The sequence below is a fragment of the Streptomyces regalis genome, from assembly GCF_001509475.1.
Classification (GTDB): domain Bacteria; phylum Actinomycetota; class Actinomycetes; order Streptomycetales; family Streptomycetaceae; genus Streptomyces; species Streptomyces regalis.
This window is the reverse complement of record NZ_LLZG01000008.1, coordinates 1-20,386: the sequence shown is the minus strand read 5'-3', so window position 1 is coordinate 20,386 and position 20,386 is coordinate 1. Positions and strand designations below refer to the sequence as shown.

Genomic DNA, 20,386 nt, shown 5'->3' with positions numbered 1-20,386 from the left:
CACCCCTCAGCCGACGGGCGGCATGTCCGTGGGGCTGGAGTCGAGTCCGGGTCGTCTGCCGGCCCAGGCTCCGCGGGTGAAGTCGGGGATCTCGACCGGTCGGCCCTGCCTCGCCAGCGATGCGGCGCTCAGGGGGACCGCCGCGCACCAGGCAGCCGAGTCGTACACGTCGATGTCGGGCACCAGCCCGGCACGCATCAGCTGGACGGTGCGCCACTGCAGGACGTAGTCCATGCCGCCGTGACCGCCGTTGTTCGCGGCGTCGTCGCCGACCTTCTGCCACAGCCAGTGGTCGAACTCCTTGCGGTAGTCGGCGAAGTCGCGCCAGGTGTGGCCGCCATGGTCCGGTTCGAGATAGACGCGTGCGCCGGTCGGGGCGGGTCCGGCGTAGTCCTCGACGATCCCGCGGCTGCCGGCGAGGGTGTTGATCCTGCTGTACGGCCGGGGTGAACTCACGTCGTGCTCGGCTCGGACGACCCTGCCCCTCTCCGTCTCGATGAGGCAGGTGACCAGGTCACCGTTGATGTACGTCTCCTTCCAGGACGGGTGGTCCTGGGGGATGAAGCGCTCGCGGTAGTCGGCCAGTCCCTTCGGGGCGGTCGCGGTGGCGCGCAGGGTGGTCATCCGGTCGCCGCGGTTGATGTCCATGGCCGCCGCGATCGGGGCCAGCCCGTGCATGGGGTACAGGGACGCGGTGCTGCGGGTGTGCCACAGCCGTCGCCAGGAGTCGGTGTAGTACGTGTCGGAGAAGAGGAGCTCACGCAGGTCGTGGAGGTAGCCGCCGTGGCCGTTGGTGATGTCGCCGAACAGACCGGCGTGCGCCATCCTCAGCATGGCCAGTTCGTTGCGGCCGTAGCTGCAGTTCTCGGCGAGGAGCAGGTGCCTGCGGGTGCGCTCGGAGGTGTCGACCAGGTCCCACAGCTGGCGCAGCTCGGTCGCGACGGGGAGTTCCACCACGGCGTGCCTGCCGCTCGCCAGGGCGGCTCTGCCGTGCTCGTAGTGGAACTCCCACGGCGTGGCGACGTACACCAGGTCGATGTCGTCGCGCTGGAGCATCCGCGCGTAGGAGTCGGCTGATCCGCCGTATTCGGCGGGGCGGGGTTCGCCCTTGCTCACCAGGCGGTCGGCGGCGCGTCGCGCGCGATCGGCGCGGATGTCGCAGACGGCGGTCACGGTGCAGCCGGGTACCGCCGCCCAGCCCGTGATCATGCCTCCGCCGCGGTTGCCCAGGCCGATGACACCGACGCGGACGGTTCTGTGGACCTCGAACGGCACGCCGGTCATCGACTTCTGCCCGGGACGGCGGCTGGGCGCCTGTCCGGTCGCGGCGGAGGCGTCCGGTGCCGCGGCGGTCATCCCGGCCGCGAGCGCGCCGGTGGCGACGGCTCCGCCCAGGAGCAGTCGGCGTGAGACAGCGGGTGTTTCGGACATGACGGCAACACTCCTCGGTGGGGTGGCTTGCATCACTGTCGGGGCACTGTCGGGACTGTCGGGGCATGACTCTGCGGGCTCCGAGAGTGCATGTCAATATGTGCTCGATAGAAAGCAGTTCCGAGCAGGATCGAGCATCGACGGGCCGTCACCGTGCCGATCCGTACGATCAACGTCGGCTCGACGAAAGCGCATTGGGCCCCATGTCCTCCGACGGCAACTGCCTGCAATGAGGCCACCCACTACTTCGCCACCAACGAGTCGACCAGCGGCGAATTCGGCCTGTTACAAGGTGGAGTTGGGCGCCCGGTCGGCCGGCGCGGGCTAGATGCCGAACGGTGCGGCGTAGCGGACGGTTCCGCTGGGCAGCGGGTGCTCGGCGTTCAGGGTGAGGGCCATCAGGGCCTCGTCGGGTACGTCGATGGTGAGGCCGATGCCGTGGGCGGAGGCGCGGGTGAAGCCGAACCGGGGGTAGTAGGCCGGGTGCCCCAGGTCCGGGGTGTCGCCGATGTGGCAGCGGGTCAGCAGCGCGTAGCCGACGGGGCGGCCGTGCTCGTCCGTGGAGACGGGGGACAGGCCCTCGATTCAGGAGGAGTCGGCACGCAGCGCCTCGTCGTGTGGACGCCCGGGCGAGCTCACGCTCCCGGCGAGGGCGGACAGGATGAGGTCAGGCCACGGCCCGGGACGTGAGGCAGACCCGGACACTGCGCACGGTGGCCTTGAGCGCGCTCATCAACACTCCTCCCGCAGGCCACCGCCCCCCCCCACTCCGGGACGGCGGGATCACTCCTCGTGGCACACCGTGTCCGGGTCGGCGTCCTTGCGGCCCGGCGGCGCGGAGAGCGGTTCGTCGCTGCCGGCCGGCCGCCCGCATACCGTGACCGAGCGCACCTGGGGGCCGCGGTAGGTCACCCGCACGATCTCGTAGGCGTGTCCCCGCTGGTCGGCGTAGGGCTGGCTGCCGGCGAAGCTGACCGTGCCGACCGGTAGGTTCGGGTTGGGGCGCGAGCGCAGGTCGGCCCAGGTCTCCGGGGCGGTCTGCGGGGCGTCGCCGTTCTTCGAGGCCCGGTACAGCACCGCGGTGGCGCTGTAGGCCAGTACCGACTGCCCGCTGGAGAAGAGGGCGTCGTCCCAGGGCCGGGCGGGATCGTCGAGCGCGGTCACCGCCGCGCCCGCGGGGAGCAGGTCGCCGAGCGCGTCGTGGGCGTCCTCGTAGAAGCCGACCGCGCCGACGAGGTCCATCGGTGCCGGCGCGAAGTGGTAGAGGGTGACCTCCGCAGGGATGCGCAGACTCTCGCCCTCGTCGTAGTTGCTCTTGGCCAGGTCGTCGCCGGTGAACACGGTGATGGGCCGGCCGGAACAGCCGGGCGTGGAGCCCAGCTGGGACATCAGGTTGGGCACGTCCTCCACCCGGCCCGCGAAGTACAGGGCCCTGGGCACCGGATCACTCGCGCAGATGTCCTCGACCGGGTCGGTGAGTTCCGGTTCGCCGTTGGGGCTCAGCCGGTAGGAGCGGGAGGGCAGCGGCGTGAAGCCGGCCCGGTCCAGCATCTCCTTGCCCACCCTTGCCTGTTCGGTCGTGTAGAAGTCCTTCTCGCTGCCGACCTTGCGGGCCAGCACCACGCCCCGGGCGCCGTCCTCGCGCCGGGCGATCTGCCTGGCGACGACGAGCAGCGCGTTCGCCTCCTCCTCGTCGGTGGCGGCCAGACCGAACCAGTTCGACAGCTTCCGCGCCAGATGGCTGCCGGAGTTGGTGGTGCTCACCACGGGCAGGCCCGCGCCTTTGAGGATCTCCACGGCGTCGTCGCTCTCCGTGGTGTCGCGTCCCAGGCCGACGACACCGACGACCGACCGATCGCGCCGTGCCAGCTCCGCTATGTGCCGGGCCATGGGCAGCACCTGGAGCATGTTCTCGCCCGCGTTGGCGAGCAACACTCTTATCTTGGTCGGCTGGTGAGTGCTCACATTGGCGTAGTGCTGGTAGAGGTAGACACCGGTGATCTCCTCGAGCCCCTTGCGAGTGTCGGACTCGTCCGCCGCGGTGACCGGGCCGGCGTAGACGATCGTCACGTACTTGTCCGCGGGGCCGATCTTCGCGTTCTCCGCCCTGATCGCCTGCTCGACGGCGTCGAAGGTGACGCCCTTGCCGGCCCCGTACAGTTCCAGCCCGTTGCCCGCGGCCAGCCGTACGTCCCCGGTCGCGACCCCCACACACTCGCCGCCCACCAGAACGGAGTCCGTGTTGGAGCCGATCAGCCGGCCCTCGCAGTAGCGCTGTGCCATCCACCGGTTGCCGAGGAAACCGAGGGCGAGGGCGATGGCGAGGACCACCGCCAGGCAGGGCCTGGACCACAGCAGCCAGGCAGCCGTGCGGCGGATCCGGGTGGTGGAGTGCTGCGCGGAGTGCCGACGGCGCAACTCGTCGGCGGACAGCGGTATCCACAGGATCCACGGCAGCGCGGCCGAACGCCCGGGGGACTGGCCGACGTTGAGGCCGGTCACCCACTCCTGGTACCTGGCGTCCGCCGCGAAGGCACGCTCCGGATCGTCCTGTGCGGGCCCGTCGGGGTGCGGTGCGGCGAGCCGCGCCGGGTCCTCGGATCCCGGCGGCCGCAGCCGCTCCGCCGCCGGGATCGCGGCCAGTACCAGCAGCGGATCCACCTCGCTGCGACGGGTGCGTACGTTGCTGATCGCCCGCAGCAACAGCAGGCCGCCGTCGTCCTCGGTGGCACACGGCAGATACACCACGGGCGGTACCGTGCGCTTGCGGCGGCGCAGGTCCATCGTCCGGGGCCGGAAGTTCTCGCGCAGATCCTCGAGCAACGCCAGCACACGCAGCTCCAAATGGAACTGACGAGCCGTCGCATCACCCGCCTGGGCGGCCACCACCTGCTGGGCGACGGCGAAGGCCCGGCCACGGATCGTCTCCCAGGACTTCGTCGGCCGCCACCGGGACCATTCGGCGGCCTCCGGCCGGTCGCTCGAAGGCGCCAGGAAGGTGGTGGTCGCGAACCACCGGCTGGCTCGGCGCAGCCACAGCAGCGGCGGCGCGCTGCGCGCCAGCAGGTGCGCCACGCCGAACGCCGCCAGCGCCAGGCCCCCACCCCACACCGCCGTCTGCCACCCGCCCTCGCCGAGCAGCACGCTCAGGCAGGCGATGAACATCGCGCCCACGAAACCGGACGGGTTCACCACCGCACCGACGGTGTCCGTCAGCGCCGAGACGCGCCTGTCCTCATCGGTGTCGTCCGGATCACGCCCCGGCCGCCAGCGTAGCTCGGCCAGCCGCCGCATCAGCCGTTCGCGGCGTTGGGCGGCGGACCACACCGTGCTCACGTCACCGCCGACCTCCGGCGCGGCCTGCTCGATGGCGCGCAGCAGCCGCGAGCGCGGAAAGCCGAACGGCTTGTACTGCGAATGGTTCTGGTTGTCCCAGGGGTGCTCGCACAGCTGGCGCACCATGTCGATCGCCGAGGAGTACGCGTCCTCGCCGCCTCCGCCGTCCAGCCGTGTGGCGATCAGCCCCCGCGGCTGATGGCCCTGGCGGACGAACTCCACGACCTGCGCGACCCGTCGGTCCAGGGTGCCGGTGTCGTCCTCCTCGCCGGCCTGAAGGACCACCAGCGGTGTCACCGGCGGGTTGTCCCGGAAGTTGTCGATGAGCCGTCTCATCAACTCGAACACCGCGTCGGCAGCCTCGATCCCGGCGCTGCCGCTCCATGCTTCTCTGGCCACTCGCTCCGCCCCCGTCGCATCCGCCCGACCCGGCACTGCCGGATCCGACGCTGATACCCACCTCGAAACGCGCTGCACCGTACGGATGTTGCAATTCCTACAACTTGTCAGAGCCTGTGACGGACACGCCCACTCCAACGCTGAGATCAACGTGATCATTGACGTGACGTACGGGGAGGACTGGGACGCCGCCTCCCGCACGGTCCTCGGACCCATCAGCCGGGACCTCGCCGCGAGTCGGGACGCCGCGGGCGAGCAGTACGCCGTGGTGCTGCGCGAGCCGGAGCGCCCCCAGCCGATCGCCGTGCTGACCATCGCATGGGCGCACGACTACCTCGGCGTGTGGGCGTACGACGACCAGGGCCGTCGCATCCGCGAGTTCGACCTGCGCCGCCTGGAACCCGATCGGCTCTTCTGCCGCCACATCGCTCAGTGGCACTACGGCACCGAGGACATGAAGGAGTTCGCGGACAACGCGGGTCGCGTCCTCATCGACCTTTACCCGGACGGCAAGGGCCGGAAGGTCTCCCAACCGAGAGGGATCGGAGGCGGCTCGACGCACACGTCGGCCGATGTGCCGGACGCGCAGCGTTGGGCGCCGGCCGTCGCATTCGGCGACTGGGGATGGGCGGTTGCCCTGGCCACCGGCGGGCTCGTACGCGACGTCGCCCTACGGGACGCCACGACGGAGACCCCGGAGACCCCCCACCAGGACGGCCCGGCGGGACTCCAGGAGAACGGTCATGTCACCGCCCCCGGGTGGCGTCCGCCCAGCCCTCTGCGCCCTCGCCACCTCGAGGAGATGTTCACGCCCGGCACCCGGTTCTCCCCGCCCGACGACCACGCGACCGGCCCGTACGCCGTCGAGCGCGTCATCGACGCCGGATCGCTACGGCTGCCGACCGGCCGGGTCGTCGCCTGCGACCCGGGCTGGACCGATCCCGGCGAGCCGTTCACGGTGGCCGTACCGCCCGGCAGCTACCGCATGGAGATCGCGACCGCGTCCTACCCGACCGAGCACTGGCGCAAGGCGCTGCACATGGAGGACTTCACCGGGGCGCGCATCGTCGTCTCCGACGAACCGACGGTCGCTTGGGAGCTGGCGCTCCGCCCCGGTCAGGACCCGAGGACGCTGCGGGAGGGCGAGTTCTACGGCTTCGGCGTGGACACCGGCACCGGCTGCTTCGTCGACGCCGCGGCGGCCGACAGGCTCACGGGCGGCGAGGACACCGTCCCGCACGACGACAACACCGACGGCATCGTCGTCCTCGACGACCCGGAGTCCGGGGGCAACCTCATCGTCTACCCGAGCGGCATGGGAGACGGCTCCTACCCGGTGTGGATCGGCCGGGACGCCGACGGCGAGGTCACGTGCCTCGTCGCCGACATGTTGATCCTCCGCCATCAGGAGCTGTTGCCCGACCGATCGCAGCGGGACGGGTAGCGGACGCGGCAGGGCTGGGGCTGCCCCGCCGCGGTCTGGTCCTGCCGCGTCGGGTCCAGGGCACCCGGTTCACGGAATCGCCGGGCTTCCGGGCGCGAGGCGGGCCACGCGGTGGGTGTTCTGGGCGCCGTCCAGGGCGGCTGCTGTGGGATCCCCAGGGTGGCTGTCACAGCCCGGACAGTCCTACGGGGGTGCCGAGCCGGCACGTGCGCGATCGGTTCGCGGTCGGTGTGCTCGAGGAGGTCGTCGGGCGGGTCGTCGGCCCCCACCTGCACATGCGCACTGAAGGCGCGCGCTCGCCTGCTTTCCGACCCCGGCCCCCGGCAGCCGGAGACGGCGACGGTGTCGTCCCGGTGGCGGGCGTGGTGATCCCGCAGTGCACGGTGAATGGCCGGCCCGCCTGGTGGCTCAGCTGGACCGCGTCGCCGTATCGGTACCGGCGTTCGACGTCGCAGGCGACCGGATCAAGCGAATCCGTGATGTGCTCGATCCCCGCGAGGTCCGGCCCTGGACGGCGGCCCGACAGGGTTTGCGCACCTCCCACCCAGCCGCCGTCCCCCGCCGCTGCTGCGCACACAACGGCGCACTCGAACCCGAACCCGCCAACGGAACCGGGACGCGATCACACCTCGCCGCGCACCCGCAGCACCACCTTGTTCAGCACCCACAGCGCAATGCCGATCGCCAGCAGCACGCCTGCCCGGATGTAGACATTCGCGGGCCGGTCGGACAGCGGGCCGGCCAGGATCAGGGAGGTGATCGCGCCGAGCACCGGCAACACGGTCGGCGTACGGAAGTGCTGGTGCTCGACCCGGTCCCGGCGCTGGACGAGGACGGCGATGTTGACGACAGCGAAGACGCACAGGAGCAGGAAGGCCGTGGTGTCGCCGAGGCCCTCGATCTCCCCGGTGGAGACCAGCCCGATGGCGAGCAGCGAGACGAAGACGATGCCGACGACCGGCGTGCGGCGCCGGGGGACAACGCGGCCCAGGGCGCGCGGCAGGATACGTTCGTTCGCCATGCCGTAGCACAGGCGCGACGCCATCATGATGTTGATCAGGGCCGAGTTGGTCACCGCGAACAGGGCGATCAGCGCGAACAGCTTGGGCGGGAAGTCGAGCCCTCCGGCCTTGACGACCTCCAGCAGCGGCCCGCTGGAGTCCTCGAGCACGCGGTGGTCGACGAGTAGTGAGGAGACCAGGGCGACCAGGATGTAGAGGGTGCCGGTGACGACGACCCCGGTGAAGATGGCGCGTGGAAACGTACGTACCGGATCCTTGGTCTCCTCGGCCATGTTGACGGAGTCCTCGAACCCCACGAAGGCGAAGAAGCCGAGAGCCGTCGCTCCCAGCACGCTGGTGATCAGCGCGAAGCCGGTGCCCTCCGCCTGGAACTCGCCGAGCCGCGACGGCTCACCGTCACCGGACAGGACCGCCCAGGCGCCGATGGCGAGGATGATGAGCAGGCCTGTCAGTTCGACCACGGTGAGGACCACGTTGGTCTTCACGGACTCCGACACGCCCCGAATTCGGCGAGGTGGTCGCCGCTGAAGGCGCGGGCCGCCGCGCTTGCCGAGGACAGGCCGAGCACATGACCATGAAGGCGACGATGAAGGTGAGGAACGGGACCTGGAACGCCTTCTGGGTGTAGAGCGCCGCGCCGGCCGCCTTCGGGTACTTGCCGACGAGTTCCACGTACGAGGCTGCCGTCAGGATGGCCACGACGAAGCCGATGACGAACGGCAGCCACAGCGCTCCGCCGACCTTGCCACCGATGGCCCGCCGCAGCGGGGTGTCGTCCCGGTGCGGCGGTGCGGCGGCATCAGTTCCGGTTGCGGACACGAAGGCTCCCCCTGAAGCGTCGATCACTGAGCCGGACAACGTCTCACCTGCCCGGCAGACCGTGAGTGATGCCTTCGTTCAACGACGGCCCTGTTCTTCGTACGTGCGTGGCGGACCTGCGTTTTTCCGTCAGCGTCCGTGTCAGGCGTCCAGCGCGGCGAGTACGACGGACCTGGCCTCTTCTTGGATGCGGCGCAGATGGTCCGGGCCGAGGAACGACTCCGCGTAGATCTTGTAGACGTCCTCGGTGCCCGAAGGACGGGCGGCGAACCAGGCGTTGGCGGTGGCGACCTTGATCCCGCCGAGGGCGGCGCCGTTGCCGGGGGCCTCGGTGAGCACCGTGGTGACCGGCTCGTCGGCCAGGGTGTCGGCGGTGACCTGGCGCGGGGACAGCTTGGCGAGCAGAGCCTTCTCCTCGCGGGAGGCCGGGGCGTCGACGCGCGCGTAGGCGGGGGCACCGAAGCGGCCGGTGAGCTGCGCGTAGTGCTCCGAGGGCGTCTTGTCGGTGACGGCCGCGATCTCGGAGGCGAGCAGGGCCAGGATGATGCCGTCCTTGTCGGTGGTCCACACCGAACCGTCGCGGCGCAGGAAGGATGCGCCCGCCGACTCTTCGCCGCCGAAGCCGAGCGTGCCGTCCGACAGACCGTCCACGAACCACTTGAATCCGACCGGGACTTCGACCAGCGGCCGGCCAACGTCCGCCGCGACCCGGTCGATCATGCCGGACGACACCAGTGTCTTGCCGATCCCGGCGCCCGCGGGCCACTGCTCCCGGTGCGAGAAGAGGTACGAAATCGCCACGGCCAGATAGTGGTTGGGGTTCATCAGGCCCCCGTCCGGCGTGACGATGCCGTGCCGGTCGGCGTCGGCGTCATTGCCGGTGGCGATGTCGAACAGGTCGCGCTGCTCGATGAGCGAGGCCATGGCGTACGGCGAGGAGCAATCCATGCGGATCTTGCCGTCCCAGTCCAGCGTCATGAAGCGCCAGGTGGGGTCGGTGAGCGGGTTCACCACCGTCAGATCGAGGCCGTGCTGTTCGGCGATCCGGCCCCAGTACGCGACGGAGGCGCCGCCGAGCGGATCAGCGCCGATCCGCACGCCGGCCGACCGGATCGCCTCCAGGTCCAGCACGTTCGGCAGGTCGGCCACATAGCTGCCGAGGAAGTCGTGGCGGCCCGTGCCGGGCGCGGCAAGGGCACGGCTGTAGGGGATGCGCCGTACGTCCTTCAGGCCGCCGGTGATGATCTCGTTGGCGCGGTCCTGGATCCACGAGGTCGCCTCAGAACCGGCCGGGCCACCGCTCGGCGGGTTGTACTTGAAGCCGCCGTCGGCGGGCGGGTTGTGCGAGGGGGTGACCACCACGCCGTCGGCGAGTCCGGACGTACGGTTCCGGTTGTGGGTGAGGATGGCATGCGAGACGGCCGGGGTGGGCGTGTAGCCGTCGGCCTGGTCGATGAGGACGGTCACGTCGTTGGCGGCGAACACCTCCAGCGCTGTGATCCGGGCGGGCTCGGACAGGGCATGGGTGTCGGCGCCGAGGAAGAGGGGGCCGTCGGTGCCCCGGGCGGCCCGGTACTCGCAGATGGCCTGGCTGGTGGCCGCAATGTGGTCTTCGTTGAACGCCGCCGCGAGCGATGAGCCGCGGTGCCCCGAAGTGCCGAACGCCACTCGCTGTCCTGGTTCGGCCGGGTCGGGGTGCAGCGCATAGTACGCCGTGACCAGGCGGGCCACATCGACGAGGTCCTCGGGTCCGGCGACCTGTCCCGCTCGCGCGTCCTGCATTTCCCGCTCCTCTGCAAGGGTCGACCGTTGGGTACGGCCCTCATTCTCCCCTGCCCGGCCCACCGGGATGCGAACGGGCTGTTCGACGCGCTGCGTGCCGGACTACGCTCCTCGGCAACGGGCCGTCGTTGTGGGCGAGGGGCGTTGCCCGGCCCGTGAAGCATGAGTGAAAACCCTGTGGAAGCGGTGTCAGTGGGGCCGTTTATGCTGCACCGGAAGATCACGCGGGACCCAGGGGAGGGCGCGGCATGTTGGGCAGGCTGTTCGGCAGAGGAGCGGAAGGACCGGTGGCGGACCCGCACGTCCTTCCTGTCCCGCGCAGGAAGAAGCACGGGGTCTACACCCTGCGCGCGCTGGGGGACGCGCGCGTGCTCGCGCTGGTCGAGGCGGCCGACGCGGGGGACTGGGAGGCGGTCAAGGTGGCGCTGGCCCCCTTCGATCTCGGCCGCGAGCAGGCGGTCCTGGGGCAGCTGGCCGTTCTGGACGGTGTGGAGGAGTGGGCCGTCCGGGCCGCCGAGGAGGACAAGGGCGACAAGGAGCTCCGGGCGACGGCCCTGCTGATCTCGGGTGCGCGCCATGTCAACTGGGGCTGGGAGGCGCGCACGTCCGCCCGTGCCGTGGACGTCAGCCGCGAGCAGTGGCAGACCTTCTACGAGCGACTGCGCATCGCCGAGGAACACCTGCTCGAGGCCGCCGAGCTGCGGCCCGACTGGGTCACGCCGTGGCGCCATCTGCTCACCTCGGGACGCGGCATGTCCGTCGACGACAGTGTCCAGGAGGCCCGGCTCGCGGCCGGTCTGCGCCGTGATCCGCTGAACCTGGACGTCCACCTGGAGTGGGTGTCGCACCTCCAGCCCCGCTGGGGCGGAGAGCCGGGCCAGGCCCTGGAGTTCGCCCAGAAGGCCTTCGCCGGCGCGCCCGACGGGCACCGGCTCGGTTGTGTCATCGCCATGGCACGTATCGAGGAGTGGGTGGAGTCCGACGACCGCGACTGCCTGCAGCAGCCGCGGATCCGGACCGAGTTGAGGGAGGCCGCGGAGCGCAGCATCCTGCACCACGCGTACGAGCGCCGCCTGGGCTGGCAGGGCGACTACAACATCTTCGCCATGGCCCTCTCGCTGGCGGGCAGCAGCAAGGCCTCCAATGTCTTCCGCGAGCTGGACGGTGTGATCACCGAGTGGCCGTGGACCTTCATGGCGGACCCGGAGAAAGCGTACGCGCGCTTCCGCAAGGCCTTCTGAGCCACCGGCCACACCGTCACCGCCCGTCTTCGGCCGGTCCCGCTGACCTCCGCCGTTCCCTTCACCCCGGACTGCCCCATGCCCCTGCGTGACACCTCCGCCCACCACGCCGCCACCGACCGCACCTTCCAGGTCGATCTGCGCGGCCTCGTCGATCTCCTCTCCCACCACCTCTACTCCAGCCCCCGCGTCTACTTGCGCGAACTGATGCAGAACGCGGTGGACGCGCTGACCGCCCGGCACGCCCTCGAACCGACCGCCCCCGCCGACGCCTTCGGCGTCCGCCTGTACGCCAACGGCTCCGTCGTACGCGTCGAGGACGACGGCGTCGGTCTCACCGAGGCCGACGTGCACACCTTCCTCGCCACGATCGGCCGCAGCAGCAAGCGTGCCGACCGCATCGCCGAGCAGCGCGCCGACTTCATCGGCCAGTTCGGCATCGGCCTGCTGTCCTGCTTCCTGGTCGCAGACGAGATCCACGTCCTGAGCCGCTCCGCCCGCACCCCCGACGCGCCCGCCGTGGAGTGGCGGGGACGCGGCGACGGCAGCTACACCGTCCGCACCCTGCCCGCCTCCGCCCGCCCCCGGCCCGGCACCACCGTCACGCTGACACCGCGCGCCGACGCGGGCGAGTGGACCCGCCCGGCCCAGGTGCACGCGCTGGCCCGCCACTTCGGCTCCCTGTTGCGCCACCCGGTGACCTTCGACGACGGCACAGGCGGCCCGGGTGGCACGGACGGTCCGGGCGCGTCCGTCAACCCCGAGCCCGCCCCCTGGGCGCGCACGTACCCCACACCGGGAGCCCGTTCCCGTGCCCTGGCCGCGTACGGCGAGGACGTCTTCGGGTTCACGCCACTGGACACCATCGAACTGGACCTGCCGGCCGTAGGCCTGAAGGGCATCGCCTGCGTGCTGCCCGAGACGGTGCCGGCCGGGCGCCGCCACGGCCACCGCGTGCACGTCAAGGGCATGTTGCTGTCCGAGCAGGCCGAGGAGATCCTCCCCGAGTGGGCGTTCTTCGTCCGCTGCGTCGTCGACGCCGAGAGCCTGCGCCCGACGGCCTCCCGCGAGTCCCTGTACGAGGACGACACCCTCGCCGCCGTCCGCGACGCCCTCGCCGAGCGGCTGCGCGCGTGGATCGCCCGGGCCGCCGCCAGCGACCCGGACCTGCTCGGCCGCTTCCTCCAGGCCCACCACCTGGCCGTGAAGTCGCTCGCGGTGCACGACGACGAGATCCTGCGGATGCTGCTGCCCTGGCTGCCGTTCGAGACCACCGACGGGCACTGCACCCTCGACGAGTTCGCGCGCACCCACCGCACCGTGCTCGTGACGTCGAGCGTCGAGGAGTTCCGCCAGGTCGCCGCGATCGCTTCCGCCGCCGGGCTCGGCGTCGTCAACGGCGGCTACACCTACGACCGTGAACTGGTCCACCGGCTGCCCGAGATCAGGCCCGAGGCCACCGTCGCCGACCTCGACCCGGCGACCCTCACCGCCCACCTCGACCCCGTCGACCGGGAGACGGAACTGGCCGCCGCGGCCTACCTGGCCCTGGCCCGCGACGCCCTCGCCGTCTTCGACTGCGACGTCGCGCTGCGCACGTTCCAGCCCGTCTCCGCCCCCGCCCTCCTCATCGACAGCCGGGAGGCCCGGCACGAACGCACCCGCTCCCAGCTCGCCCGCGAGCAGGAGGGCGGCCTGTGGGGCGACATCCTCGGCGCCCTGCGCCAGGAGGCCCCGCGGGCCCAGCTGATCCTCAACCAGCTCAACCCGCTGGTCCGCACCGCCGTCGCCATCGACGAGCCCGAGCTGGCCCGCACCAGCGCCGAAGCCCTCTACGGCCAGGCCGCGATGCTGTCCCGGCGCCCGCTCAGGCCCGCCGAATCGAGCCTCATCAACCGCTCCTTCCTCGACCTTCTCGCCCACGCCCTGCGCAAGGACAGCTGACGATGCCCACCGCACCCCATCCCCAGAGCACCGACGAGCTGTACCAGGCGCTGAAGGAGAACGACCGGCGCCCGTACGGCCGCACCCGCACTGTCACCGCCGAGGAACTCGTCGACGCCGCCGAGCAGTTCGCCGAGCCCGTCCCGCTCGTCCACGCGCTCCTCGAACTCCAGGAGGCGTACACCTACGGCTCCGAACCCCGGAAGTCGCCCGTCGTCTTCGCCCGCCTGCTCACCCTCTTCGACGAGCAGCCCGACGTCTTCGACGACCGCCTGCGCCACATGCTCCACTGGCGGTTCAAGTGGGTGGGGCACGCCCTGCGCCAGCTGCCCGAGATACCGCTGGCCAGCCTGCGCCAGTGGCTGACGGAGATGCGCGACCGGTACGAGAAGGCCGGCCTCGGCCTCCAGCCCTACTACGGCCAGGCGTACCAGCTCGCCGCCCACGTGGGCGAGGACACCACCCTCGCCTATGAACTGTGGGCGGGCCGCACCCGCACCCGGCTCAGTGACTGCGAGGCCTGCGAGATCTGCGAGCGCGCCCTGTACCACCTCACCGCGGGCGACGACGAGCGTGCGCTGCGCGTCTGGGAGCCCGTCCTGGCCGGGAAGGAGTCCTGCCAGGAGGAGCCCGCCCGCTCCCTGTCGTACGCGCTGCTGCCCCTGCTGCGCACCGGACGCGCCGACCGGGCCCGCGAACTGCACCTCACCGGTTACCGCGGCTGCCGCCGCAACCCCTCGATGTCCGGGGAGGTCGGCCGGCACCTGGAGTTCTGCGCGCTGACCGGCAACGAGGCACGCGGCCTGGAACTGCTCGCCGAAAACCGGAACCTGTTCGACGAGGTCGCCTCGCCGCTGGACCAGCTCGACTTCCTCACCGGCGTGGAAGTCCTCCTTCAGCGCGTCGAGGGCCTCGGCCACGGCGACCTGCCCGCCGCCGGATATCCGGGCCGCACCTGGACGGTGGCCGGTCTGCGGGCCGAGGTGAGGGGCCGCGCCGACGACCTCGCCGCCCGCTTCGACGCCCGCAACGGGACCACGGCCCACACCGACCGCCGCACATCCCGCCTCGACCGCGCCCCGCTCCTGGACGCGCTGGAACTGACCCTGCGCACCCGCAGCCTCGACGACGTGGCCCCGCCCGCCCCGATTGCCGCGCCCACCGTCCGTACGGCCGCCACCGTCCCGGATGAGCTGCCCGAACTCATCCTCCACGCAAGGGAGTTGGAGGAGCAGGGGCACCCGGACGCACACGTCTGCTGGGCGCGGCTGCGTGCTCTCAGCGCCGCCCGTGACTACACCCACCCCGACGACCCGGCCGTGGGCCCGCTCGTGCAGCTGCGCGCGGACCTGCTGGCCGACGAGGCGGGCCGGGCGAGCGCGAAGGACGAACACGCCGAAGCCGTCGCCCTCCACGAGGAGGCCGCGGCCCTGTACGACGATGCCGGCCTGCCGGGCCACGCGGCGCTCGCTCGCGCCTGCGCCCTGCTCGCCGGCGCCGAGCTCCCCGCGCAAGGCGCGGACGGAGCCGAGGCGAAGGCCGCCGCGTTGACCGCCGCCCACGCGTCGATCGTCCGCCTGCAGGAGGAGACCCCCGGCCTCGCTCGGGACCTGGAGGCCCGCCTGCTGCGGCTGCGGGTGACCGCGCTCGCCCTGCGCCTGCAGACCTCGGGCAGCGAGGAGCACGTCGCGCCGGTCTTCGCCGAGGTGGACCTGCTGCACACGTTCGCCACCCGGCATGACATCGCCGGGCAGATCTCCGGCGCCCTGCTGCTGCGCGCGAGCACCTACGCCATCTCCGGCGATCTGCCCGCCGCAGTCGCCGAGATCGGCGCCCTCCTCGACCGGCTGAAGGCGCACGGCCCTGCCTGGCACCTGCCCCGCACGCTCGGACTGCGTGGCCGGCTCCAGCTCGGCCTACGGGATGCCCAGGCCGCGTACGCGGACCTGACCGAGGGCTTGCGCCTGGCCGCCGACTGGCCGGCCGACGCGCTCGACACCACCCGCCTCCACGGTGATCTGGCCGAGGCCTGCATGCACCTGGGCCGCCCCGACGAGGCGCTGCGGCACCTGACGCGCTCGGCGGAGCTGGACCTGCGCCGCGGCAGCCGCACGGACGCGTTCTGCACCTACAGCAACGCGGCCCAGCTCAGCCTCGACCTCGGCCGTATCGAGGACAGCATCGCCCTGCTCGACTCCCTGCTGGCCGAACCGGACGTCACCGCCGGTGAGCTGGACGACCGGCTCGTCGCCCAGCTGCGCCTGACCCGCGCCCGCGCGCTGCACGCGGGGGAGGACCTCAAGGCCGCCACAGCGGAGTTCGTCGCCCTCGCGGCCGAGTCGGCCGACTGGAAGGACGACCCGGGCAGCCACGCCATGATTGCCGCGGAGACGGCCGTACTCCTCGGCGAGTCCGGCGAGTTCGGCCGGGCCCGCGAGGCCGCGGACCAGGCGATCGCCGCCCACGCCCAGGACCCGCGCTACGAGCAGCTCAGCAGCTGCCTGCGTGAACTCGCCCGCCTCCAGACACAGCAGCAGGGCCCCGACGGCTTGACGGACGCCCTCGCCTTCCTCGCCGACGCCGGCCGGATCGCCGACGAGGCCCGCGCCGCCGGGTACGAGGGTCAGGGGCGCTCCCTGGACACGGCCCTGGCCTACGAACACGGGCGCGTCAACGCCTACGCGGGCGAGTCCGAGGAAGCCCTGGCCGCCTTGGAGAAGGCCCTGGGCCTGCTAGGGGAGCCAGGACCGCAGGACGCCCGCGCCGGTGAGTGGGCCGAGTGCGTCCGCCTCGCGGGCGCAGTCGAGGGCATCTATCTGGAACGCCCCGCCGCCGCCCTCACCCGCCTCGACGCGGCGGTCTCCCACCTGACCGCCCTAGGCCACACCGAGGACACCGAACCGCTCATCTCCCTCGCGGCCCGACTGCGCGACGAGGAGTGACGCGGTCGGTGCGGCCGTACCGGATCCGTTTGCGAAACGGTGGCGCCGGAGCAGGACGTGTGACGTGGCGGACGGCAGCGTCCCACGTCCGTCTCGGGCACGGGGCCGCCTGGGCAGGACACCGGCCGGTCCTCGCGGTACGGCGCGGCCTGGCGCCGCTGCAGGCCGGCTGGCTTGGCCGTGGCTCATGTGAAGCGGGTGATCCGGCGCAGGAGAGACGGCGGAGGGACGGTCGCCTCTACGAAGTCGCCGCGCCTCAGCCCACCGGTTGGTCCGGGTGATCGTCCGACCGCCACAGCCAGCGGAGGGCATCGGGAAGCAGGACACCGCCGTGGTTGGGGCTGTGGCCGCCATCGCCCAGGACAAGGCGGAAGTCGTAGCCGGCTTCTGCGAGCGCGGCCGCGACGCGCAGGTTGTCGGCGAGCCAGTTTGCCTCGGGCTCGTTCCAGCGCAGGTCACGATGGCCCGCTTGCATGAAGATGCGCAGCGGCTTGCGAGGGACGCGGGGGATGAGTTCGGGGTACGGGTTGCCGTCTGGCATCTGCGTGAAGCTGGACAAGTACCCGATCACCCGGCGGAATTTGTCCGGGCGCAGCCAGGCTGCGGTGAAGGCGCAGTTCCCGCCGCTACTGCCACCACAGATGCCCCACCGGTCGGGGTCCTCGGCGATCGAGTAGTGCTTCATGACCTCAGGGATGATCTCTGTCAGGAGAAAGCTGACGTACCGATCGTCGTAGGCGTCGTACTCGGTGTTGCGGTTCCTCGGATCCTCAGCATCCGGGAAGACGCCCGGGTCGACGAACACGCCGATGGTGACCGGGATGTCACCGCGGTGGACGAGATTGTCCAGAACGATCGTGCCGCGGACCTCCCCTTCAGGGTCCAGGTACCACCATCCGTCCTGGAACACCATCAGCGACGCCGGCTCCGTGGGGTCGTACCGCGCGGGCACATGCACCCAGAACTTCCGTGACGTTCCCGGGTAGATCGCGCTGTCGCTCCAGTCGAACCCGATCGTCTCACCGACGGGCACGCCGGGCTGCAAGGCGGAGTCGGGGCCATGGGCATAGCGCACGTCTGACTGGTGAATCGGAAGCGGCTGGTAGGGCACCTCGATCGTCACCCGAGCCAACCTAGGAGAGATCACGAACGGCCTCAACGGGGTTTATGACTGCCCCCACACGGCTTGACTTCTCCATTGGGAAGCCGATTGGGCCCCGAACTCACGTAGCGGCGGTGACCGTACGACTAACTGGTGACCGGTTGGGCCCGCTCGGCGGAGACGGTCGGCGCGGTGTCGTGCTCCAGACGGGCGTTGAGCGTGGCGGCGAAGTCCTCTGCACGGGACAGCTGGACGCGAAGCTTTTCTACCTGCTCGGTGGCGGCTTGCTCGTAGATCCGCACGCGTTCCAGCAGAGCTTCCCTCTCACCGGCGTCGAGCGCGCTGTCCGAGTCGAGGCGGTCGGTGGCGTCGAGCAGGTCGCGCATCTGGTCGAGGGTGAAGCCGAGGGGTTTCATGCGGCGGATGACCATCAGCCGGGCGACGTCGCTCTCGGTGTAGAGGCGGAAGCCGCCCTGGGAGCGGGCGGAGGGGACGACCAGGCCGGTCTCCTCGTAGTGGCGGATGGTGCGCAGGGACAGCTCGGTCCGCGAGGCGACTTCGCCGATCTGCATGTGCTTGTCGTCCACGCCCGTACCCCGGCCCTTCGCGGTGTGCCTGGTGCTGCCGCGTCCTGTGCGACCACCGATCCCTACTCTAACGTTAGGGTAGAGTCTTCGATGGTGGAGGTCTGCCGGCCCCACCACTGCTGTGTCGGGGCCGACGGCGCCCCCGGCGAAGATCCGATTGCCCTGCAGGAGAGAGCGTGCGCGTGACCATGCTGCCCGACGCCGCCGCCTGCCCGCCGTGACGCTGCGCCCCTGAAGACGAGCCCGGCCGCGTGAAATTTGCGGCTGCCCCTGCTGCGTCCGCTTCACCGAAGACTTCCGGTCCGCCTTGCTCGGGCCGCCCGCGGGGTGCCGCCCTGGCCCGCCCGCGCCGTTCCGCCGCCCCGGCCTGCTGAGACAGGGCGTGCCCGACTACGACAGGTGCCTGTTTCCTTGTCTTCTTCCGTTCTGTCTCCCGCCGCGCGGCTGCGTGGCCTGCGTCCCGACTGGCTGTCCGATCCGAAGGTGTGGCGTACCGAGGTCCTGGCCGGCCTCGTCGTTGCGCTCGCGCTGATTCCCGAGGCGATCTCGTTCTCGATCATCGCCGGAGTGGATCCGGCGATCGGCCTGTTCGCCTCGTTCACCATGGCCGTGGTGATCTCCGTCGTGGGCGGACGCCGGGCGATGATCTCGGCCGCGACCGGGGCCGTGGCGCTGGTGATCGCGCCGCTGAACCGAGAACACGGCTTCGGTTACCTGGTCGCCGCGGTCATCCTCGCCGGCGTCTTCCAAGTCGCGCTCGGCGCCCTCGGGGTGGCCAAGCTGATGCGCTTCATCCCCCGCTCCGTGATGGTCGGCTTCGTGAACTCCCTCGCCATCCTGATCTTCATGGCGCAGGTTCCGGAGATGCGGAACGTGCCATGGGCCGTGTATCCGCTGATCATCGGCGGCCTCGCCTTGATGGTGTTCTTCCCGAAGGTCACGACGGTGATCCCGGCGCCGCTGGTGTCCATCGTCATCCTCACCGTCATCACCGTCGCGGCGGGGATCGCGGTGCCGACCGTGGGCGACAAGGGCGCCCTGCCATCCTCACTGCCGGTGCCGGGCCTGCCGGACGTGCCGTTCACGTTCGACACGCTGACCACCATCGCGCCGTACGCCTTCGCCATGGCGCTGGTCGGGCTGATGGAGTCACTGATGACCGCCAAGCTGGTCGACGACATCACCGACACCCCATCCTCCAAGACCCGCGAGTCCATCGGCCAGGGCATCGCCAACATCGTCACCGGCTTCTTCGGGGGCATGGGCGGTTGCGCCATGATCGGGCAGACGATGATCAACGTGAAGGTGTCCGGCGCCCGCACCCGCCTGTCCACCTTCCTCGCCGGCGCGTTCCTCATGGTGCTGTGCATCGTCTTCGGCCCGGTCGTCTCCGACATCCCCATGGCCGCCCTGGTCGCCGTCATGGTCATGGTGTCCTTCGCGACCTTCGACTGGCACTCCCTCGCCCCCAAGACCCTCAAGCGGATGCCCGCCGGCGAGATCACCGTCATGGTCGTCACCGTCGCCTGCGTCGTCGCCACCCACAACCTCGCCATCGGCGTCGTCGTCGGCTCGATCACAGCGATGGTCATCTTCGCCAAGCGAGTCGCCCACCTCGCCAACGTCACCGCCGTGACCGACCCAGACGGCACGACGGTTGTCTACCGGGTCACCGGCGAATTGTTCTTCGCCTCCTCCAACGACCTCATCAGCCAGTTCAACTACGCCTCCGACCCCGACCATGTGGTCATCGACCTGTCCGCCGCCCACATCTGGGACGCCTCCTCCGTGGCCGCCTTGGACGCGATCGAGACCAAGTACAGCCAGCGCGGCAAGACCGTCGAGATCACCGGCCTGAACGACCCCAGCGCCGACCTGCACGGCAAGCTCACCGGCGAACTCGCCAGTCACTGACCCAGCCTCCTCCCGCGCCCGAGAAGAGGGCCCCGGCCACTCGCCGGGGCCCTCTCCCGTTCAAGCCGACCCCGTACGCCCGAGGCACCGAGGGACAACCCACCGCTGCGCCTCACTTGGCCGCTTTGCTCAACGCTGGGTGGCCGGCCGTGCTGCGGACTGGCCCATGGTCGCCGTCCTTGGGTGATGAGTTGCAGCAGTCGCAGCCAGGGCGACAGCCGCACACACCGTGCCCCTCACCCTCGGCTGCCGGGACCACGCCAGCGACAGGGGAGCGCAGCAGCCCTTGCCCTGCCACGCGTCGCGGCCTTCCTTCACGGCGGCGGGTCTGTCAAACGAGCGGTGTAACCGGGTTGACGGTTACTGACGGGCTGCAGAGAGGCGGCCGTCGAAGGTGATGTCGAAGGCGTTCAGCGCGGTCTT

General features: G+C 71.0%; 10 protein-coding genes and 3 pseudogenes. 5 read left to right on the top strand and 8 right to left on the bottom strand.

Features of this window, described 5'->3' with window-relative positions; all coding sequences use genetic code 11:
• Positions 1-6: 6 nt before the first annotated feature.
• The 3 genes and pseudogenes from ADL12_RS02885 to ADL12_RS02880 form a co-directional block, all read right to left on the bottom strand.
• Positions 7-1,431 carry a Gfo/Idh/MocA family protein gene (locus ADL12_RS02885; RefSeq protein ID WP_062698109.1) on the bottom strand — a complete coding sequence of 475 codons (1,425 nt, stop codon included), beginning with the start codon at positions 1,429-1,431 and terminating at the stop codon, positions 7-9.
• Between the two features lie 324 nt (positions 1,432-1,755).
• Positions 1,756-2,016 (bottom strand): annotated as a pseudogene (locus ADL12_RS55980) (GNAT family N-acetyltransferase); the annotation flags it as partial.
• A gap of 198 nt (positions 2,017-2,214) precedes the next feature.
• Positions 2,215-5,166: a type 1 periplasmic-binding domain-containing protein gene (locus ADL12_RS02880; protein WP_062698107.1), complete on the bottom strand. Its 2,952-nt coding sequence runs from the start codon at positions 5,164-5,166 to the stop codon at positions 2,215-2,217.
• 151 nt (positions 5,167-5,317) lie between these two features.
• Here ADL12_RS02880 and ADL12_RS55975 point away from each other — a divergent pair, with 151 nt between their 5' ends.
• Positions 5,318-6,610: a DUF4241 domain-containing protein gene (locus ADL12_RS55975; RefSeq protein WP_062698105.1), complete on the top strand. Its 1,293-nt coding sequence runs from the start codon at positions 5,318-5,320 to the stop codon at positions 6,608-6,610.
• Between the two features lie 622 nt (positions 6,611-7,232).
• On the opposite strand, the pseudogene ADL12_RS02870 reads toward ADL12_RS55975, so the two are convergent.
• Both ADL12_RS02870 and pgm read right to left on the bottom strand, forming a co-directional pair.
• Positions 7,233-8,397, bottom strand: a pseudogene (locus ADL12_RS02870) (APC family permease).
• Between the two features lie 195 nt (positions 8,398-8,592).
• The gene (gene pgm / locus ADL12_RS02865; protein ID WP_062698103.1) at positions 8,593-10,233 is read right to left on the bottom strand and encodes a phosphoglucomutase (alpha-D-glucose-1,6-bisphosphate-dependent); all 1,641 of its coding nucleotides are present in this window, start codon (positions 10,231-10,233) and stop codon (positions 8,593-8,595) included.
• Positions 10,234-10,481: 248 nt separating this feature from the next.
• Here pgm and ADL12_RS02860 point away from each other — a divergent pair, with 248 nt between their 5' ends.
• The 3 genes from ADL12_RS02860 to ADL12_RS02850 all read left to right on the top strand — a co-directional run bounded on the left by ADL12_RS02860 (position 10,482) and on the right by ADL12_RS02850 (position 16,360).
• Positions 10,482-11,474 carry a hypothetical protein gene (locus tag ADL12_RS02860; RefSeq protein ID WP_062698101.1) on the top strand — a complete coding sequence of 331 codons (993 nt, stop codon included), beginning with the start codon at positions 10,482-10,484 and terminating at the stop codon, positions 11,472-11,474.
• 78 nt (positions 11,475-11,552) lie between these two features.
• A complete protein-coding gene (locus tag ADL12_RS02855) occupies positions 11,553-13,418 on the top strand; it encodes an HSP90 family protein (RefSeq protein WP_062698099.1) in 1,866 nt (621 codons plus the stop codon).
• Positions 13,419-13,420: 2 nt separating this feature from the next.
• Entirely contained in the window at positions 13,421-16,360 is a 2,940-nt protein-coding gene (locus ADL12_RS02850; protein ID WP_062698097.1) for a hypothetical protein, read from the top strand.
• A 256-nt stretch (positions 16,361-16,616) separates the two neighbouring features.
• Here ADL12_RS02850 and ADL12_RS02845 read toward each other — a convergent pair whose 3' ends face one another.
• Both ADL12_RS02845 and ADL12_RS02840 read right to left on the bottom strand, forming a co-directional pair.
• On the bottom strand, positions 16,617-17,435 hold the full coding sequence (locus ADL12_RS02845) for an alpha/beta hydrolase (RefSeq protein ID WP_244187747.1): 819 nt from the start codon (positions 17,433-17,435) through the stop codon (positions 16,617-16,619).
• Positions 17,436-17,608: 173 nt separating this feature from the next.
• Positions 17,609-18,049 carry a MerR family transcriptional regulator gene (locus ADL12_RS02840; RefSeq protein ID WP_208614456.1) on the bottom strand — a complete coding sequence of 147 codons (441 nt, stop codon included), beginning with the start codon at positions 18,047-18,049 and terminating at the stop codon, positions 17,609-17,611.
• A gap of 411 nt (positions 18,050-18,460) precedes the next feature.
• Here ADL12_RS02840 and ADL12_RS02835 point away from each other — a divergent pair, with 411 nt between their 5' ends.
• The gene (locus ADL12_RS02835) at positions 18,461-19,963 is read left to right on the top strand and encodes a SulP family inorganic anion transporter (RefSeq protein ID WP_062698093.1); all 1,503 of its coding nucleotides are present in this window, start codon (positions 18,461-18,463) and stop codon (positions 19,961-19,963) included.
• A 193-nt stretch (positions 19,964-20,156) separates the two neighbouring features.
• On the opposite strand, the pseudogene ADL12_RS55965 reads toward ADL12_RS02835, so the two are convergent.
• Positions 20,157-20,284 (bottom strand): annotated as a pseudogene (locus tag ADL12_RS55965) (cation transporter); the annotation flags it as partial.
• Positions 20,285-20,386 lie beyond the last annotated feature (102 nt).

What these genes read in the sequence shown, in the direction of transcription:
- ADL12_RS02885 (WP_062698109.1), bottom strand. Translation starts at nt 1,431, where the DNA reads ATGTCCGAAACACCCGCTGTCTCACGCCGACTGCTCCTGGGCGGAGCC.
- pgm (WP_062698103.1), bottom strand. Translation starts at nt 10,233, where the DNA reads ATGCAGGACGCGCGAGCGGGACAGGTCGCCGGACCCGAGGACCTCGTC.
- ADL12_RS02860 (WP_062698101.1), top strand. Translation starts at nt 10,482, where the DNA reads ATGTTGGGCAGGCTGTTCGGCAGAGGAGCGGAAGGACCGGTGGCGGAC.
- ADL12_RS02855 (WP_062698099.1), top strand. Translation starts at nt 11,553, where the DNA reads ATGCCCCTGCGTGACACCTCCGCCCACCACGCCGCCACCGACCGCACC.
- ADL12_RS02850 (WP_062698097.1), top strand. Translation starts at nt 13,421, where the DNA reads ATGCCCACCGCACCCCATCCCCAGAGCACCGACGAGCTGTACCAGGCG.